General features: G+C 70.6%; 19 protein-coding genes. 12 read left to right on the top strand and 7 right to left on the bottom strand.

What is annotated here, in order from left to right; translation table 11 throughout:
* Positions 1–63 precede the first annotated feature (63 nt).
* From ACIP84_RS35120 to ACIP84_RS35095, 6 genes are all read right to left on the bottom strand, one after another.
* Positions 64–2,628 (bottom strand): ATP-binding protein, encoded by a 2,565-nt coding sequence (locus ACIP84_RS35120; protein ID WP_401803912.1) that lies wholly within the window; start codon positions 2,626–2,628, stop codon positions 64–66.
* Positions 2,629–2,637: 9 nt separating this feature from the next.
* Entirely contained in the window at positions 2,638–3,249 is a 612-nt protein-coding gene (locus ACIP84_RS35115) for a hypothetical protein (RefSeq protein ID WP_401803661.1), read from the bottom strand.
* Entirely contained in the window at positions 3,246–3,590 is a 345-nt protein-coding gene (locus ACIP84_RS35110) for a hypothetical protein (protein WP_401803658.1), read from the bottom strand. The genes ACIP84_RS35115 and ACIP84_RS35110 overlap by 4 nt, the downstream gene beginning before the upstream one ends.
* Positions 3,590–4,591 carry a conjugal transfer protein gene (locus ACIP84_RS35105; RefSeq protein ID WP_401803656.1) on the bottom strand — a complete coding sequence of 334 codons (1,002 nt, stop codon included), beginning with the start codon at positions 4,589–4,591 and terminating at the stop codon, positions 3,590–3,592. Before ACIP84_RS35105 ends, ACIP84_RS35110 begins: the two co-directional genes overlap by 1 nt.
* Before the next feature lie 89 nt (positions 4,592–4,680).
* Entirely contained in the window at positions 4,681–4,905 is a 225-nt protein-coding gene (locus ACIP84_RS35100) for a hypothetical protein (RefSeq protein WP_319322338.1), read from the bottom strand.
* Between the two features lie 110 nt (positions 4,906–5,015).
* Positions 5,016–5,837, bottom strand: coding sequence for a hypothetical protein (locus ACIP84_RS35095; protein ID WP_401803654.1), 822 nt, complete (start codon positions 5,835–5,837; stop codon positions 5,016–5,018).
* Positions 5,838–6,148: 311 nt separating this feature from the next.
* Between ACIP84_RS35095 and ACIP84_RS35090 the strand changes: the two genes are divergently transcribed.
* The 3 genes from ACIP84_RS35090 (at position 6,149) to ACIP84_RS35080 (ending at position 9,215) form a co-directional block, all read left to right on the top strand.
* Complete coding sequence (locus tag ACIP84_RS35090) at positions 6,149–6,868, top strand: prepilin peptidase (RefSeq protein ID WP_401803651.1); 720 nt, start codon at positions 6,149–6,151, stop codon at positions 6,866–6,868.
* A 558-nt stretch (positions 6,869–7,426) separates the two neighbouring features.
* Positions 7,427–8,668: an IS110 family transposase gene (locus tag ACIP84_RS35085; RefSeq protein ID WP_401803648.1), complete on the top strand. Its 1,242-nt coding sequence runs from the start codon at positions 7,427–7,429 to the stop codon at positions 8,666–8,668.
* A 52-nt stretch (positions 8,669–8,720) separates the two neighbouring features.
* On the top strand, positions 8,721–9,215 hold the full coding sequence (locus tag ACIP84_RS35080) for a hypothetical protein (RefSeq protein WP_401803645.1): 495 nt from the start codon (positions 8,721–8,723) through the stop codon (positions 9,213–9,215).
* A gap of 418 nt (positions 9,216–9,633) precedes the next feature.
* Here the strand turns inward: ACIP84_RS35080 and ACIP84_RS35075 are convergent, their stop codons facing one another.
* Complete coding sequence (locus ACIP84_RS35075; RefSeq protein WP_073919197.1) at positions 9,634–9,834, bottom strand: hypothetical protein; 201 nt, start codon at positions 9,832–9,834, stop codon at positions 9,634–9,636.
* A gap of 298 nt (positions 9,835–10,132) precedes the next feature.
* On the opposite strand from ACIP84_RS35075, the gene ACIP84_RS35070 reads away from it, so the two are divergent.
* The 9 genes from ACIP84_RS35070 (at position 10,133) to ACIP84_RS35030 (ending at position 17,046) form a co-directional block, all read left to right on the top strand.
* The gene (locus ACIP84_RS35070) at positions 10,133–10,531 is read left to right on the top strand and encodes a WYL domain-containing protein (RefSeq protein WP_401803642.1); all 399 of its coding nucleotides are present in this window, start codon (positions 10,133–10,135) and stop codon (positions 10,529–10,531) included.
* Positions 10,532–10,767: 236 nt separating this feature from the next.
* Positions 10,768–11,064: a hypothetical protein gene (locus tag ACIP84_RS35065; protein ID WP_401803639.1), complete on the top strand. Its 297-nt coding sequence runs from the start codon at positions 10,768–10,770 to the stop codon at positions 11,062–11,064.
* Positions 11,065–11,133: 69 nt separating this feature from the next.
* Positions 11,134–11,667, top strand: a complete 534-nt coding sequence (locus tag ACIP84_RS35060; protein ID WP_401803637.1) for a hypothetical protein — start codon at positions 11,134–11,136, stop codon at positions 11,665–11,667.
* A 290-nt stretch (positions 11,668–11,957) separates the two neighbouring features.
* On the top strand, positions 11,958–12,533 hold the full coding sequence (locus tag ACIP84_RS35055) for a hypothetical protein (protein WP_401803634.1): 576 nt from the start codon (positions 11,958–11,960) through the stop codon (positions 12,531–12,533).
* 358 nt (positions 12,534–12,891) lie between these two features.
* A complete protein-coding gene (locus ACIP84_RS35050; protein WP_401803633.1) occupies positions 12,892–13,200 on the top strand; it encodes a hypothetical protein in 309 nt (102 codons plus the stop codon).
* A 170-nt stretch (positions 13,201–13,370) separates the two neighbouring features.
* Entirely contained in the window at positions 13,371–14,909 is a 1,539-nt protein-coding gene (locus tag ACIP84_RS35045; protein WP_401803631.1) for a hypothetical protein, read from the top strand.
* A 99-nt stretch (positions 14,910–15,008) separates the two neighbouring features.
* A complete protein-coding gene (locus tag ACIP84_RS35040) occupies positions 15,009–15,725 on the top strand; it encodes a hypothetical protein (protein WP_401803628.1) in 717 nt (238 codons plus the stop codon).
* An 83-nt stretch (positions 15,726–15,808) separates the two neighbouring features.
* The gene (locus tag ACIP84_RS35035; RefSeq protein WP_401803625.1) at positions 15,809–16,438 is read left to right on the top strand and encodes a DUF6248 family natural product biosynthesis protein; all 630 of its coding nucleotides are present in this window, start codon (positions 15,809–15,811) and stop codon (positions 16,436–16,438) included.
* Between the two features lie 236 nt (positions 16,439–16,674).
* Entirely contained in the window at positions 16,675–17,046 is a 372-nt protein-coding gene (locus ACIP84_RS35030; RefSeq protein WP_401803622.1) for a DUF6409 family protein, read from the top strand.
* The last annotated feature ends 38 nt before the right edge of the window (positions 17,047–17,084 follow it).

Raw genomic sequence — 17,084 nt, 5'->3', positions numbered from 1 at the left:
CACGGCCCCCGACACCCGCCCCCACACGTGTCGCGCTCCGCACGAGGCGCTGCTTTTGGGGCATCAGACTGTCTGCCGGACGGGCTGGGAGTGAATGTGGTCGGCGGCGGCCTGGTCGGCGGGGATGACGACCTGCATGGTGCCGATCCGCCCGGTCAGATCGCGGTGCAGGCACTCGCCGGCACGCGCCGCTCGCTCCGCGTCGTTCATGTCCGGCCGGTTGGGCGACAGACCGGCGGTGACCAGAGTGAGGAGGTCTTCGTCCTCGGGGTTGCAGCCCAGGAACGCCAGGCCCCGCCGGGCGAGGTTGCGGTTGGTGTGCCGGAAGAGGAACTTGCGCGGGATCAGCCCGCGCAGGATCTGGCCCTTGTCGCTGGAGGCGGGGCCGATGTCGTCCTCGTCGTGCCCGCCGAACCAGGCGCCCGCGTTGTGCTTGCGGCCGTCCTTGACCAGCTCGATCGCCAGGTCCAGGCCCTCGGGGGAGGACGTGAGCCACCAGCACTCGTCCCACACCACGACCGCGAACTCATCCGGCTGCGCGTAGACGATCTTCCGGCACAGTGCGGCGATCAGATACATCACCGCGCGCCCGAACGTCTTCTCGAACTGCAGCTTCTCCAGACGCCCCGCCTCGAGCTCGCTCTTCGTCGGCAGCGCCAGCGACGCTACGGCGAAGACGACACTGTCGGCGGTCGAGTTGCGCACCACCGGCAGAGACTCGTCGAACACCGCGCGGGCGAGGTCCTTGCGGCGTACTGCCGCGAGCCGGCGGGCCGCCAGTGCCGCGAAGGTATCCCCGCCCGCTCCCCGGTTGGTGAGCTCTTCGACCAGGACCCGCATCGACGGGCCCGGTTCCTGAAGGACTGCTTCGATCGCCTCGGAGAGGGCGATTCCCTCCTCGCTCATCGGCGCCAGCCCCAGGAGCAGCGTGAGGAACGACTCGGTGAACCGCTGCGCCTCCGCCGGCTTGGTGAAGATCCGCAGCGGGTCCAGGGAGATCCGCGCCTGGTCGTCGATCGTGATGATCTCGCTCTCGCCGGGGCAGGCCTCGGCGAAGCGCACCCACTCCTGCTGCTCGGTCCGGTCCACCACCACCGCCCGCCCCCGCCTCACACCGCGAAGACGCCGCCCGGCGGCGAGCACCGAGTACATGGCGCCCTTCATCCCCACCGACTTGCCACTGCCCAGCTCACCGACCCACGCGGCCGCCGCCGACACGTTCTCCCTCGGGCCACGCGACCAGTCACACAACACCGGCCGCACACCCCCGTTAGCCAGCTGCAGCCCGTACAGGGGCCCTGTCTCATCACCCAGCGCGCTGCCGGTGAACGGGCCTGCCATCGCGAAGTCACGCGCGAGGAGGTACTGCGAGTACTGGGCCATCACCGACGGCGTACGGGCGCCGGGCAGCATTCCGTACCAGAGGTTCTCCTGCTCCCCGAGCGGCCGGACATAGGTGTACTCGCCGCCGGCGAAGTGACCGGCCAGCTCACTCGCCCGCCGCTCCGCCTCCTGCGGGGTGCCGCCCCACACGCACAGCGCGGTCATCGCCCGCACTTCCACTTCCGTCGTGGAGGACGTCAGACGCTCACGGAACTCATCCAGGCCTGATGCAGCCTTGTCGACGCTGGCCGGCACCCCGGCCGTCTCCCCGCCGTACTCCTGATACTGGTTGGCGAGCTCCCTTGCCTGACGCCGGCTCTTGGCCTCCGCCGCCGCGCCGCCCTCCACCCGCAGACGCACCACCCAGTCCACCGGGAAGGAGAAGTCATCGAGCTGGCCGAGATACTCCGAGCCGGGAAACGCGAACGCCTCGGGCATCTCGGCGAGCGCCAGCATCGCCTGGTACGACGGCCCCCACTCGGTCGTCACCTCCAGCCACCGCCGCGCGAACGGATTCCCCCACCCCTTCGTCCTGTGACCGCCTTCGGTGTCGCCGTCCTCGTCCTGCCAGGCAAGAAGGTGGCCGCCCTCGGCGAGGACCACCTGACCCAGCGCGGCCGCCCCCCGCCCACGCCCCCGCATGCGCCGCTCACCCTGAACCCCATCGGGCAAGGCCGGCTCGACCAGGCCGCGGCGCGCACTGTGCCCGTAGATCCACAGCACCTCCGCTGCCGACGCCGGACGGATACCGATCCCGGACGGCCACGCCGACGCCAGCCGCTCCGCCTGCCCAAGGCGCAGCTCCTCTTCACGCGCGGAAACGGGCCGGGGGAGCAGTCCCAGCGTCAACGCGATTCCGGCGCGCGCGGCCGTGAACTCCTCGCGCACCGACTCCGCCCGCTGCATCGGCAGGGGCAGGGCCAGCCAGTCCGACCGTCCCGTCAACTCCAGCTGCTCCAGCTGACCGCGCAGAACATCGACGCTTTCGCGATAGCGCGGCGAGGCCCCCATATCGATGTCCGCGCACATCTTCGCGACTACCGCGGCCGGGTCCACTGCCGGGCACAGGCTCAGCAGCATCGACTCTCCCCGCAGCTGCTTGACCAGCGCCTCCAGGTAGCCCAGCCGCTGCTGCTTGGCACGCCGCGAGGCGTGAGCCGTATCAGCGCCCTGCACCCGGAAGACCGCCCAGACCGTTCCCTGCGTCGTCCACACGACGTTCCCGGCCACGTGCCGGATCGGCATCCTCACCGCTCACACCCCCGCCCTTCCGCTACGTGTCTGCCGAACCTGTCCGCGCTCATGACGCAACGCCAGAAGCCCCGCGGCCGCCGAAACCGGCCGCCCCACCCCCGATCCCGACGAATCAGCGACCTGCTCGGCCGCCGACTTGGCCACCCGGTCTCCCTGGTTCTCAGCCAGCCGCCGGACCTCCCGCAGGGACGCCGCCGGCGTCCAGGTCACGCTGCACACACCCACCAGCGGCCGGCGCCCCCGCGGCCTCACCGGCCTGCCCCCGAGCCGCCCTCCGGCCGGCGCCACCACAGTCCCGCCCGCGCTCACTGCGGCCAGGAGCGGATTGCGCCCGTCGATGTGCACGTGACGCACCACCAGCGACAGCCCATACGGCACACCGATCGCGATCACCAGATTCACCAGCCCGAAGTGCGCCCACACCCCGCGCGTCAGCATCAGGACACCGAACACCACGGCGATCACGACCACCTGCGGCACCGTGTACGGCCCACCCCAGATCGCGCCGCGGCCTCCCGGCCACTTCCCGATCATCAGCGGATGCCGGCGCGCCTTCGTGTAGCAGCGGCCGACCAGCACCTCGTCCTCGACCGACGGGTTGACCGCGCTCACAGCACCTCACCGCCAGGCCCCGAAGAACCCGCAGGCTCCACGACCCGGACGACCGCCGGCCCGCGCCCCTCGGTCACCGGCGGGGCAACACCCCCGCCAGGCTTGATGGTCTCCCCGACGCTGTTGCGGAAGACGACCGCGTTCATCACCGCGAACCAGAGAGCAGCCGCCCCCAGGAACGCCACACCCGCAGCAAGTACCGACTTCGTCTTGCCCCACGTCATGATCACCGAGACCACCAGCATCACGGACATCACCGTGCCCGTCAGAACATTCCGGACCCGAACGCCCAGGCCATCCACGTCGGTGAGCGCATCCGCCAGCACCGCCATGCCGTCCATCAGTTGCTCCGCTCGTCAGAGGAACCAGAACCTGCAGCGGCAGCGAGAAGCGGCGCCGCTTCGACGGCCTCCACCTCCCACCGTCCATCCCGCGCCTTCAGCGCGAGCGCGTACGTCAGCGGCCGCTCGACGCCCGCGTGATCCGTTGCCGTGACGCCCAGCAGCAGCCGCCGCCGAGTGCCGTCCGCGATCTCCGCGCCTTCGGGGAAAGCCGCCCCCGGGGCGTTCGTCCCGTACTCCGCGAGCCGGTCCAACCTGACCGACACATACGGCGCCGGCACGACCGGCGACAGCGTGCTGCCCGGAGACATGTACCGGTCCAGCTCCCCCTCGCCCGCCAGGTACGACGACAAGAACCCCCCGAGCGTCCTCACCCCGGCGTCCGTCTCACGTGCCTCCGCCCACTGCCCGTAGACGAGCGCGGGTGCCTTCCCCACCGGCGGCGCACTCACCTCGGCAGGCAGGGACACCGCCGTGAGCGTCCCGCCGGGCCCAGACCGCACCGGCACCCGGAAGTACCGCATCACCACATCAGTTCGCTCCGGTGCACCAGGCTTCTCAGGGGCGGACTTGACCAGGCGGACGCGAGCGGCGACCGTCACCGCCCAGTAGCCGTCCGAAACGGCACGCATCCGTACCGACGCGACTTGCTCCGCCACCTGACTCCCGGGACCGGCAGAGAGCGCCAGCGTCTCGGCGCCCGGCAGGAAGGCCGCCAGCGAAGCCTGCGTCCCCTCCCCGGCTTCCAGGTAGGCGCTGACGAACAACTCCGCGAACCCACCCGGACCTGCATCCGAGACACTGCTGACCGCGGCTGCGGACCGCTCCGGGACAGCCGCCGTACCTGATGCCACGTCCGGCTGCGCCAGCAGCGCCCACACGCCCAGTGCCGGCCCGGTCAGCAGCAGCACCCACGCCGAGCGCCGCAACACCGTCACCGCGTTCGCCGCAGCGCCGAGGGAACCCAGAGCCCACCCGCCGGCCTCCCCGGGCAGCACCACTGACTCCTCCTCCGACCGACGCCCGACCCCAGGACCGGACCGCCCGTCCGCACCGCCACGACCACGGATCGAGTCGTGCTCCCGGCGCCTCACGACAGCGCCTCCCTCAGCAGCGCGGCGCGAGTGCGCCGGGTCTGCGCCGGCAACGCCGCCCACCGGGCAAACGCCGCACGCGCTCCCGGAGCCTCATCCCGCAGATAGGAGCGCATCGCCTCCTCCGTGTCCGCCGAGAACGGCGCGACCTCCAACAGCGCGGCCAGTTCCCCCAGCCGACGGCGGGCCCGCACCAGCACCGCCTCGTCCGTGTCCACCACAGCCGACACCTCCCATACCGGTTCACCGGCGGCCGATCCGCCGTGCCACCCCCGCAAGGAGCCGCCCCGGCCCGAACGTGACACCCCGGCACCCACCAATCCGCGGAACGTCACGCCGCCTGCACCCACTGCTCCGCGACCGACCGCAGCCGCGCAACGCTCCGACTGCGCCGCTTGCGCCACGTCACCGCCGAAACCCCGGCCTCCTGGGCCGCAGACCGGGACTCCTCACGCACCTCACCCGCGATCTGGCGCGCCCGCGCCTGCGTCAGCAAGCCCTTCCGCATTCCCCACAGCAGCAGTTCGGCCAGCTCAGCCTGAGCGGGATCCAGCTCCTCGCCAGCGTGCGCGAGTCCGTCAGACACGGCCTGCTCCGTGAGGGCCTTGCGGCATACGACGTCCGCGACGTTCTCGGCACCGGGAAGCTCCGCCAGCGCCGGATCCCACTCCAGCCCCTGCGGGTCGTCGTCCCGCAGCTCCCGGCTTGCCCGGTGCAACGTCTCCAGAAGCAGGTTCGCGGCGACTTTCCGGGCCCGGTGCAGCGGATAGCAGCGCACCACCCCGTACAAGCTCGCCACCACGACCTGACCGACCTCGTCGAAGTCCCGCACGGGGCGCAGCAACGAGAGCGTCATCCGCACCGCCCCGTCCAACATCGCCTGGACGACCACCCGAGCCGCCAGCCTCGCCTCCGCGCCCTCACCCGACGCCACCGCGAGAAGAGCCCGCATCCACCGGTCGCTGTGCTCACGGCCCAGCCGCCGATCCCGCACACCGATCCAGCCGAGCAGCTCCGCCAACTCCGCCGGACCCTCACCCCGGCACAGCACGCCAGCCCCCTCCAGCCAGCCCCGCACCTGCTCACCCGAGCCCGGCTCAGCACACACCAGCGCCCACTCGGCGTTCAGTCCCTTGAAGACACGGATGTCCACGACACGGCCCCACTTTCTCGATGACGTGTCGTCGACTGTCCTCAGCACCCCTGACCCAGAAGGTGACCCGGAACACCAAAGCTGCAGGTCAAACGGTTGCCCAATCGGAACCCCGCCCCCGAACCCCCAATGGGTCACTCCCTCCGGAGCCCTGGGTCACTTTCTGGAGCGCGGCGATTCACCCACGGCTGCGTCTGCGCGGCTACTCCGCGCTGCAGCCTGAGACGTCGCCGCCAACGTGACCACGAGGTACCTGCCGCTGACGAGGCCCGTACCGTCCGGCACGTGGAGCCGTCTCGTACTCTCACCACGTGACCCAGCTGACGCTCTTCGCCGCCTGCTACGGCATCGCCGCCGGGATCCTCATCCCGCGGGTCGCCTACCGTCTCTCTACGGAGGCTGGGACGCCCTGGCGTGCGAGCTGTCCGCAGGGCCACCCGATCCGTACCTGGGCCGGACTTGCCCGCTGCACAACCTGTGCTGCCCCCTACGGGCCATCCGCGCTACCGGTCACGCTGACCACCACGCTGGGCTGCACGCTCCTTGCTCACGCCACCGGACCGCGCCCCGAGCTGATGATCTGGCTGCTTGCGGTGCCGGTTCTCGTTCTGCTGGGCGTGATCGATCTGATGGCGCATCGCCTGCCCGACGTCCTCACCCTGCCGCTCGCTGTCTCTGCCCTGGCCGGGCTCGGCGTCGCAGCTCTCCTCCCCAGAGCGGGCGGATCATTCACCGGGGCGCTTGGGGGCATGCTCGCGATGGCGGGCGGCTACCTCGTGCTGTTCCTGATCAGCCCGCGCAGTCTCGGATTCGGTGATGTGAAGCTCGCCCTGGCTCTGGGCGCCGTGCTCGGCTGGCACGGCTGGACGGCCCTTGCGGCGGGGGTGATGGCCGCGCAGGTTCTGGCCGGCGTCTACGCACTCGCGCTGCTCATGCTCCGCAAGGCCTCCCGCACGTCGGCCATCCCGTTCGGGCCCTTCCTCGCGAGCGGGACGCTACTCGGCATGCTCCTGGGCGCCGCCGGCGCTTGAACCCGGTTGCCTCACCGGTTGCCTTGCCGGTTGCCTCACTGGTTGCTTCACCTGTTGCCTCAATGGTTGCCTCATCGGTTGCCAACCCGTTTCACGGCACTGCTCGTCGCCCCAGGTCAACCCCTGTGGGTCACTCCTTAACGGCGCCGACACCTCTAATTCGTTAGTAATTAGAGGTTCTGGATCTCTGAGGGGCCCGGGGCGGCGTTGTCCAACCTGGGGCAGGACGTGTGTGGTCCGGTCGGTGCCGTAGTGACCCCTACGACACCTCCGACCGTGCGAGGTCTTTGTAAAGACTGGTGGCGCTGGGCGCCGGCCGGTCCTCGCACGTTCTGCCCCCACGGGCCCGTCGGGTTCGGGATCCTCGAAGGATGAGCTGCCGCACGGTGACGCGTTTCTCCTCACGAGCTCCGAGCTCTGGACACGGCGTGCGCCCGTGCGGTCTGGCGGCGCCGCGCACGGCTGATGAGGTGGCGGGCCTTGGAGCCCTGGAATTAGTGCGCCGTGCGGCCCCGCGTGCTCGCCTTCGAGAACAGCACCGGAGAAGGGGCGGGATCCATGGACGTGTTCTGCGGGATCGACTGGGCGGAGGGACACCACGACGTCGCGCTCGTCGACGACACCGGCAAGCTGCTGGCCAAGTGCCGGATCAACGACGACCTGGACGGCTACCGGCTGCTGATCGACCTCCTGGCCGAGCACGGCGACACCGCGGAGACCCCGATCCCAGTGGCGATCGAGACCAGCCGCGGCCTGCTCGTCGCCACACTGCGGCAGGGCCCCCGGAAGATCTACGCGGTCAACCCGATGGCTGCCTCCCGCTACCGCGACCGGCACGGAGTCAGCCGCAAGAAGTCCGACCCGGGCGATGCCCTGGTCCTTGCCAACATCATCCGCACCGACGCGCCGATGCATCGGTCGCTGCCCGCCGACACCGACCTGGCCCAAGCCGTCGCCGTCCTGGCCCGCGCGCAGCAGGACGCGGTCTGGAACCGGCAGCAGGTCGCCAATCAGCTGCGGTCCCTGCTCAGGGAGTACTTCCCGGCGATGATCGAGGCGTTCCGGGACAAGCCGGGGACCCTGACCCGCCCCGATGCCCGCCGCATCCTCGCCGTCGCACCCACGCCTGCCCTGGCGGCCAAGCTGCAGATGTGGAGGCTGACCGCCATGCTCCGGCGGGCCGGCCGCCGCCGGGGAATCGAAACGGACGCTGAACGAATCCAGCAGCTCTTCCGTGCGGAAGCCCCGCGGCAGCTGCCCCTCGTCGAGGACGCCATGGGCAAGCAGGCCCTGGCCCTGCTGCTGCAGCTGGACGCGGCCTGCCAGGCGGTCGACGCCTTGGCGCACGCTACCGAGGAGGCTTTCCGGTCACACCCGGATGCGGCGATCATGCTGAGCTTCCCCGGGATCGGTCCCCAGGTCGGTGCCCGCATTTTGGGCGAGATCGGCGACGACCGGACCCGGTTCGCCACGGCTGGAGGGCTGAAGGCGTACGCCGGCTCGGCCCCGATCACGCGGGCCTCCGGCAAACGCCGCTACGTCGGACGCCGGTTCGTGAAGAACAACCGGCTCAACCACGTCGGCCACCTGTGGGCCTTCGCCTCCCTCAGCGGTTCATCCGGTGCGGATTCCCACTACCGGCGCCGCCGGGCGGGAGGGGACTGGCACATGCAGGCCCTACGGCACCTGTTCAATCGGATGCTCGGCCAGCTCCACCACTGCCTCCTGGCACGCGTCCCATTCGATGAAGCAATCGCCTTTCCCTCAGAGCCCCAGGCGGCAGTGACAGCTACCGCGTGAAGAGGACGGTCCTGTCTCTCCGCTCCCACCCGACGGGCGGCAGGATGTGCGCATGGCGAAGAGCGAGATAGAACTGCTGGCCCTGCTGCGCGAACTTGATGACCCGGAGCGGCTGGAACGGCCGCTGCACTACGACCGCGCGGCGACCGGCCTCAAGTTCGGCGGGCTGGTGCGCCGGCTCGAAGCAGACTTCGGTGCCTCGTGCGAGTCCGAGCGGGACACCCAGGACTCCAGCGAGTACGGGCGCATCCACGTGCCCGCGGACGCGACGGTCTGCGGGACGCGGATCGTGGTCTGCGTGAGCAAGTTCGGCTCTCTCGCAGAGGTCTGCGCCGACAATCCGGGGGCGTTCCTAGGCACGGACGAGGCCCACGAGGAGGGGGCGCTGGACCTCGGCGACCTCGCGACCGTGGAGGGGGCGCTGGCCGACCTCGGCTACGTGAGTGTCCCTGAGGAGCTGTTGGAGAGCGACTACGAGGGCCCCAGCGCGCTGGAGCGCCTCGCAAGGCGGCCCACCTGGTGGACACGGTTCTTCGGCCTCTGGTGACCCACCCGCCCGGCCACCACCCTCAGCCGACCTCTGGGCGCCGGCTGAGGCCCGGGGTGGATCCTCGGCAAGATCTGTAAAGGGACGGCCTCACACCCCACGACTTGACGGCTTAACTGCATGAGGTGTCTTTCTCCGCGATAGCCGGAGGAAGAGGCCTGCTTCTTCTCAGGGCCGGGCCCGGCCTGCACCAGCCCAGCCCAGCCCAGCTCAGCTCAGCCCAGGCCAGGCCAGCTCGGACCGGTCCCCACGGCCTGGTCCGTTCTTCGGCCCTGCTCCCTGCTCCCCGCTCCGGATCCGGGGCCGCCCGCTGCGCGGCCCCGGCCCGGACACCGCGTGCGCTCCCGCTCGAAGGCTGCGCCCGGACATGCCGAAGCGGCCCCGCCGGGAAGGCGAGGCCGCTTGGTGTGGAGCTGATTCAGTGCATCTCCCAGTCGACGCAGCGGCGCTGGGGGAGCGGCGGCTCGACGCCGAGGCGCAGCGCCAGCCGGACCGCTGCGCGGTCCCGCTTGTGTGCCGCCTGCTGGTGAGGCTTCCTGCTCCCGTCCTTCAGGTGGGAGATCCAGGGCCGCTCCTGGAGCTGCAGGTGCGCGGGGCGGTCGTGGAAGGTACGGGCCATCTCGGGGCTCCTCGCTGTGGATTTGTAGCGGTGCGTGTTTCGCGGTCGCTGAGCGGCTGCCACGGCCGATCAACTGAGACAACAATAATCCCGACTCATCACTTTCGTCAAGCGGGAGTGTGTGGCGAGTTGCGGCGCGTCGCGATGCGTGCGGCCGGATGGGTGAATGCGAAATCAGGTCGAGAAAAAGGCCGTTCCGGCTTCCCGGAAGTGATGTGTGTGAGTTATAGTTGTCTTGTTGGTCGGGAGTGGCACCCGGCCAACACCCCCCGAACTCACAAGCTCCAGGGAGAAACCCGTGTCGAACTCCATGAAGATCACCGCCGGTCAGACCACCACCCGCACCCTGACCGACCTGATCCGCGCCATGGACGGCCAGCGCGCCGCGACCATCACCTACGTCGACAGCAAGGGTGACGAGTCGGTGCGCACCATCGAGATCCACAACATCCTCACCACCAGCAAGGGCGGCATCGTCGTCCGCGCGATGTGCCGCACCCGGGGTGAGATGCGCTCCTTCACCCTGGAGCAGATCAAGGCGTACACCGTCCACCGCATCCGCTTCGTCCTCGCCGTCCCGGAGGAGAACGCGGCGGACGTGACCCCCCTCGCCCACTTCGTCTTCACCGCGCAGGAACTGGTTGACCTGGAGCTGGAGCGCGACTACCCGGCGCCCAAGCTGAAGCTCGCCGCATAGGCGGGCGGGCCCGCCCCGCCGGGCGGGCCCCCTTGCTGCGCCCCACCGCCGGGGGCCGCACTCGCCCCCGGCCCCCGCTTGCAGCAGGAGCGGAACGGCAGACGCTCTGCCCACGGGACCGCGTCAACGACACCGCCCCCACAACCCGCCCTGACCTTCCGGGTTCATCGCGCCGTCGAGCACCCTGCCCATTGGCGAGAGGGCCCGGGGATCAGCCAGAAGAGAGGAAGACCTCTATGCGCAGCCGCGAGTTCGGATTCCACGTCTCAGACATCGCCCACACGGCCGGACCACTCCTTGGCGACGACTGGCGGGCTGAGTCTGGCGCGTGGGGCACCTGCGGCTTCCTCCTCGCCCCCGACGACGAGGAGTACACGATTGGTGTCCTCGACCTCGGCCCCGGCTGCGTCGACCGGCCCCTGTGTGTCCAGGACGCTCACGGGGACCGGCGCGTCCTGCCTGAGCTGACCATCGCCGACACCCTCGACGAGATCGCCCACGTGATCGCCCGAACCGTCCGCGACATGCGCTGACCCACTCAGTCGTCGGGTGGCTCCCTCGCGTGATCGTTCCACCCGACTTACAACCCGAAGGAGCTTCCTGTGAACGACACCACCACGAACGCCACCCTCGCCTGCGCCGCGTGCGGCGGCCATGACGTCCAGCCTGGCGTCAGGGAAGGAGCCACCTGTAGCTCTTGCGGCACGGTGCAGACGCTCCACGAAGCCAGGACGTCCCGCTGTGAAGGTTGCGCCTCCGCCACGCCCGTCCCTGAGCCGCTCTACGGCGTCGAGTATCCGTTCAGCATCTCTGACATTGCCCACGCCACGGCCGCCCGTCTGACTGCCGATCTTGGTGACGAGTGGACGGCCGAGGCCGGGTACTGGGGCGTCACGGGTACCATCTCCGGGCCCTGCATCGCCTCCTTTACCTTCCGGATCGACTACGAGGGAGACCTCGTCATCGACTATGAGGGTCGTTACGTCGACGACGGTTTCCCCGAAGACCCGGAACTCCCTGAGAACGTCGTGCGTACCGACGATGGGGTAGCACTCATGGACGCCTGCGCCCCGGTCGGGTTCGACACCCTTGCCGAGCAGTCCGCTGCCGCGATCCGCGCCGTCATCGGCAGCTGAACTTCCCTCCGCTGCGGTGCGCCAGGGCCTGAAACGCCGTGTCTCCGGCTCGTTCGCAGGCCCCCAGTGACTGAGCGGGAAGCGGTGTGCGCCGCTTCCCCTCCCAGCCACCGCCAGGCTCCAGCCGAGCCCGGCGCCGGCGGCCGCAGTCTCCCTCGACACAGAGATCTGACGGGTAGTCACAGGTTGCGATCGTGATTGATTGTGGGTATAGTTTTTTCATCGGGGCGGGGAGTCCCGAGGCGGCAGTGGCAGCCGCACACCGAAAACCGCACCACCCAAGGAGACCCGTGAACACCTCCCGCGCCGCGTACGCCGTCCTCGACATCGCCCGCCGCCTGTACCCCGAAGCCGCGACCGTGGACGTCTACAACTACGGCGGGACCACGCGCCTGGACGTGTTCAAGGCCGACACCGAGCAGGACCGGACGCTCCCTCGCTTCACCGTCCGCTCCGTCGGCGCGGCCCTGGACGCCGCCGCCGGAGCGTACGCGGCCCTGGCCTACGGTCCCCGCTCCGCCTGGCCCAAGCACTTCACCATCACCCACACCGGGCCCCTCGATGTCGCCGACGCCGACCGTACCGCCGGGGACCACGTCTTCAACGGGCGTGTCTGGACCGGCATCGGTGAACAGGCCATCCAGGCGGCTCACCACGTGCTCGTCTACCGGCGAGACATGAGCCGCTCCGAGACCCTGCGCATGGTCCTGCAGTTCCAGTACGACACGGCGGTCAGGAACCTGGAGCTGGCCGCCCGCGCCCCGAAGGGATACCGCCACCTCTTCGCCCTTGCCCGCTCCATCGTCAAGCACAACCCCGTGAGCCCCGTCGCCGCGTGGGTCGCGGCTGGCGCCGCCACCCGGTAGTCGGCTCCTCCGGCCCGGGCCCCCGCGCGGGCCCGGGCTCCTCCACGCGGTCGCGCCCTCCCCTGGGGCTCCATCGGCGGGGCTGGCGCTCCCCTGGGGGCGCCATCCGCCAGTGCCGGCCGTCGGGCACCCGTACGGCCGCCGGCCCGAGCGGGTGCGAGGTCGCGGCCCTCGCTGGCTCTCACTGCTCGCTGGCATCGCGAGCCGTGCGAGTTCTGTGGATCTCCGGCGCGCCCCCTATCGAAAGTGATGAGTAGTGTGTATGGTTGTATCGTTGGTTTGGGGGTGGCACCCGGCCAGCGCCGAATGCGCAGAAACCGGCGGACTGCCGCGTGCAGCCCGAGACCAGGAGAGTGCAATGACCACCACCCTCATTACCCGCGTGATCCTCGAATGCGAGCGCTGCTGTGAGCCGCTCCGCGAGCTCCAGCCGTCCAGCGCCTACGACCCGCCGCGCTACGAGCACGAGGGAACTCCCTGCATGCGCACGCGCCCCCGCTCCAGCCGTTTTCCCGACCTCCCCACGACCTACCCCGTAACCAACCCCCAGCCGCGCAGGGTCTGCGACGCCGACGGTGGCGAACTGCTCGACACCTCCGACTCCTGGGCCGACTCCCGGACGTGCGCGGTCTGCGGCGCCTCCTGGCGTATGAGCCTGGGGGACTGACCCCGGCCGTGTCCCGCCCCGGTGACGCGGGGCGGGACCAGCCTGACTGCGGCGAACCGCCGGGTGCGCCGCGCCGACGCGCGCTGGCGCGGCCGACGAGACACATCAGATACGCCCCTGCGGCAGTGGCAGCCGCGCACCCCGAACACGCACCCCGCCCGAGGAGATCTATGCCCCTGCCTGCCCGTACCCGGACGGCCGTCCACGCTGCCCGGCTCGCACGCCCTGCCGTCCGACGTAAGCGCCCGACCGTCCTCACCTGGGGTCTGGGTGCGGACTCGACGGCCGAGATCCTCATGTTCCTCAACGACCCGGTCGCCCACGGCCTGGAGCCGGACCTGTCCGACCTCGTGATCGTGCACGCCGTCACGGGCGACGAGTTCAGCGACTCCCTGTCCTACGCCGACCGTCTGGTCCTGCCGCTCCTGCGTGCATGGCGGGTCCGCCTGGTCCAGGTCTGCCGCGGCGGCCCGCGCGACGCCGATGGCGTCCTGGTCCTCGACGACTCCCGCGCGCCCCGCCGCATCCACGCGGCCGGCCCCTGGCGCCTGTCCGACGAGCTGCGCACCGCCGGCACCGTCCCGATGCTCGCCTCCGGCCAGAGGCGCTGCAGCATTCGGTTCAAAGGCTGGGTGCTGGATACCTGGGCTGCCCACGAGTTCGGCACCGAGACCTTCCGCCGTGTGATCGGCTATCACGCCGACGAGACCGGCCGCGCGCTGAAGGACTCCGCCATCCAGGACCAGCTGAACACCGCTGCCGGCCGGATCATCTGCGAGCCGGACTGCCCCCTGATCCGCGCGGGCATGGCCAGGGCCGCCGTCGAGCAGTACGTCCTCGACAACCTCGGCGAAATGATCTTGAAGAGCCACTGCACCATGTGCCCGTTCACCGGCGTTTGCTCCTCCCGCGACCTCTACGAGGAGCGGCTTCGCTCCCACCCGGCCGAGGCCGCACAGGTCCTGCGCATGGAGTACATCTCGCTCGCCCTGAACGAGCGGATGTCCCTGTACGGGCCCGCCGGATCCCTTCACCGGCGCCTGGCCGAGGACGGCCGCAACCGGCCCGTCCTGGAAGCCTTCCAGGCCGACCTGGAGCAGACGTCGTACGCGGTGTACGAGGTGCGCCGCCTCACCGGCGTCGGCCGTACGAAGGACTGCCGGCGCTGGCACGGCAAGGACTGCACGGAGCCGAAGTGGTGGTGCACCCAGCAGCGTAAGCCCCGCTGCCGCCGACTTCACACGGCCGCCGACGAGGATGGCGCGCCGGTGGACGCCGAAACGCAGTGCCTCGGCGGCGACGAGCGGTGCCGCGGCGCGCAGCAGAAAGGACCGACCTGGCGATCGGTGCGCACCGTCTACGAGGCGCCCCGCGAGCGGGCCGAGGAACTCGTCACCCGGTTCGCCGAGCGATTCCCCGGGCGCGTCCGCCTGATCGCCGGGGAGGCCTCCGGGATCCGGCGCGCCCACTACCTGCCCGACTCCGAAGGCCTGCCGCACGCCGAAGCGTTCATCGTCGCGGCACCTGCGGGCGTCGCTGACAAGCAGCGCCCGGGGTTCGAGGAGCGCTGGACGAAGCGCACCGGCGCCCGGCCGGTGTTCCGGCCGCTGCGCGAGCTGCCCGAGCCGGCGCCGCGCCGACGGTCGGCCGGCGGCCCGGCACCGCTGCACCGGGCGAAGGTCGCCGAGGACGTGTTCCTGATCGCTTGACCGTGCACCTCGCTTGCAAAGTGATGAATCGCATGTATAGTTGTCTTGTGGGTCGGCCGTGGCAGCCGCCCCCCCGGAACACGTACTCGGAGGCGGTTCATGAGCATGCAGACCCTCAGCACGTCCCGACTCGACGCCGTCGTGACCGAGGGGACCGGACGCGGCTTCGCCCGGATCCGCCTCTCCGACGGACACGCGATCACCCTCAAGACGCAGCCCGGCGCCCCCGCCGCGGAGGAGGTCTTCCTCTCCCCGGGCCTCACCGCTCCCGACACCGAGGCCTGGGGGAGCGAGGACTCCTGGGAGGACTGGCTGACCGGCGGCACCCTCGGCAATGAGAGCGGGATGTTCCTGGACGTGCCCACCGAGGCGCTGCGCGCCCTGATCGTCCAGCATGGCGGCGAGCATAACGACCAGGAGTGCGAGAACCCTGCGCCGCGCGCCGAGGCGGCAACCGCCGAGCCGACCGGGCCGGATCTGCTGGCCGAGATCGCCGACCTGCGCGGGGTGTTCGAGCACGGCTACGGCGCCGACGACATCCGGCGCGTCTTCGGCCGGATCTACGACGCGGGCGGGCCGTACCTGGTCTGCGTGTGGGACCTCGCGGACGACTACGGATTCGGCGGCAACTCCGAGTTCTACGCCGAGGACGAGGACGGCCGCCTCTCCGAGATTCAGCCGGACGTCTACGGGTGGCTCACCGGCGAGCAGGAGACTTCCGGCCCCGTGGACACCTGGGTTTGCGCGCGCGTCACCGGGCTGGCCGAGTTCGCCGCCACCGACGACCGCCACAACTACGCCAAGACCGAGCGCTGACCGACGCGCACGACGGGGGCGGGCTACCGCCCCCTGCCAGACGCGGCCCGAGACAGCCGATCCCTCGGCAACAAAGGAATCGTATGAACGAGACCCCGAGTGCCGGCGACCGCAAGCAGGCGGCGCGCGGCGCCGGGCCTGTCATTCGCCGACCGCAGCGCGAGCTGACCCCCGAGGAGCGCGAAATCGTGCGGGGGATTCCCATGCTGAACTTCCAGGCAGCGCTGTTCATGGGCATCGTGGACCCGGTCCCCAACGCGTCGCCGATGAGCGAGCCGGAGGGCGCCTGGGTCCGCGAGCGGGTGTGGCCGGCCTACCTCCAGGAGATCGAGCGCAAGTATCCGTTCGGATTCGCCCGATGGGCCATGTGCGAGCGCGGGACCTGCTGGAACTGCCTGGCCAACCGCTGCGACCTCTGCGTCCACCGCCAGGAGGGCGGACCGCACGTCGACGACAACAGCGACTGGGTGCACAGCAGTCGGGGCCGGTGCGTCGCCAAGCTCGTCCTGCGGCCCGGCGGGGAGCCGTGCGCGTGGTGGTGCCGGTGCCCGTGTCCCAAGAGCGACTCGACCCCGCCCGCGGCTCCGGCTGAGGTCGACGCCGGCCCGGGGGAGGCGGGCCCGCTCGGCCGGCCGGACAGAGTCGCGCCCTCCCGCAGCCATCGCGACAAAGGGGGCGAGGCCGCCGAGGGGCCGCAGTGCGTCCTGTTCTGAGGGCGGTCCGCGAATCCTGGGCCGGTCCGGATCCGGGCGATGCAGAGCGCCCGGGGCCGGACCGGAAGGGGTGTGCCAGGAGGCCGAGAGGCCGACTCGGCTCATACGGGGGGGCGGTGGGGACGTGCGCAGTGAGGAGGGGCACGTCCCTCTTGCCAAAGTGATGGATAGTGGTTATTGTTTTCTTGTTGGCGGGAATCCCCGCCACCACCCCACCACTCTCCAAGGGAGTCCACATGACCGTCGCCACCGCCTCCACCGTCCAGACCGTTCTGGAGCCGGGCACGGTCGTGCGTACCCCCCGCTACGACGAGGGCAAGAGCACCGGCGAGCGCCGGGCCATCGTTGTCGGCCTCTGGAACGAGAACGACCCGAAGGCTGGATACAAGGTGTGGTTCTACACGCTCGGCGCCCCCTCGTTCGCGCCGAGGACCCTCGGATTCGCGTTCGTTGGCGAGCCCACCGTGGTGGGCACGGTCGACGACATGTCCGAGCGCACGCTGATCCGCCTCTACCGGTGGCTGCGGGACCGCGACCAGTTCTCCCAGGCGCGGTACCGGATCCAGAAGGCGGGCCTTCGTAAGCGCGCGATCCGCCTGGGCCAGTAGGCCCGATGCCGGGGGCGGCACCACCGCCCCCGGCCCGC

The organism is Streptomyces sp. NPDC088707 (assembly GCF_044752725.1).
GTDB lineage: Bacteria > Actinomycetota > Actinomycetes > Streptomycetales > Streptomycetaceae > Streptomyces.
This window is presented reverse-complemented; position numbering and strand designations above follow the sequence as displayed.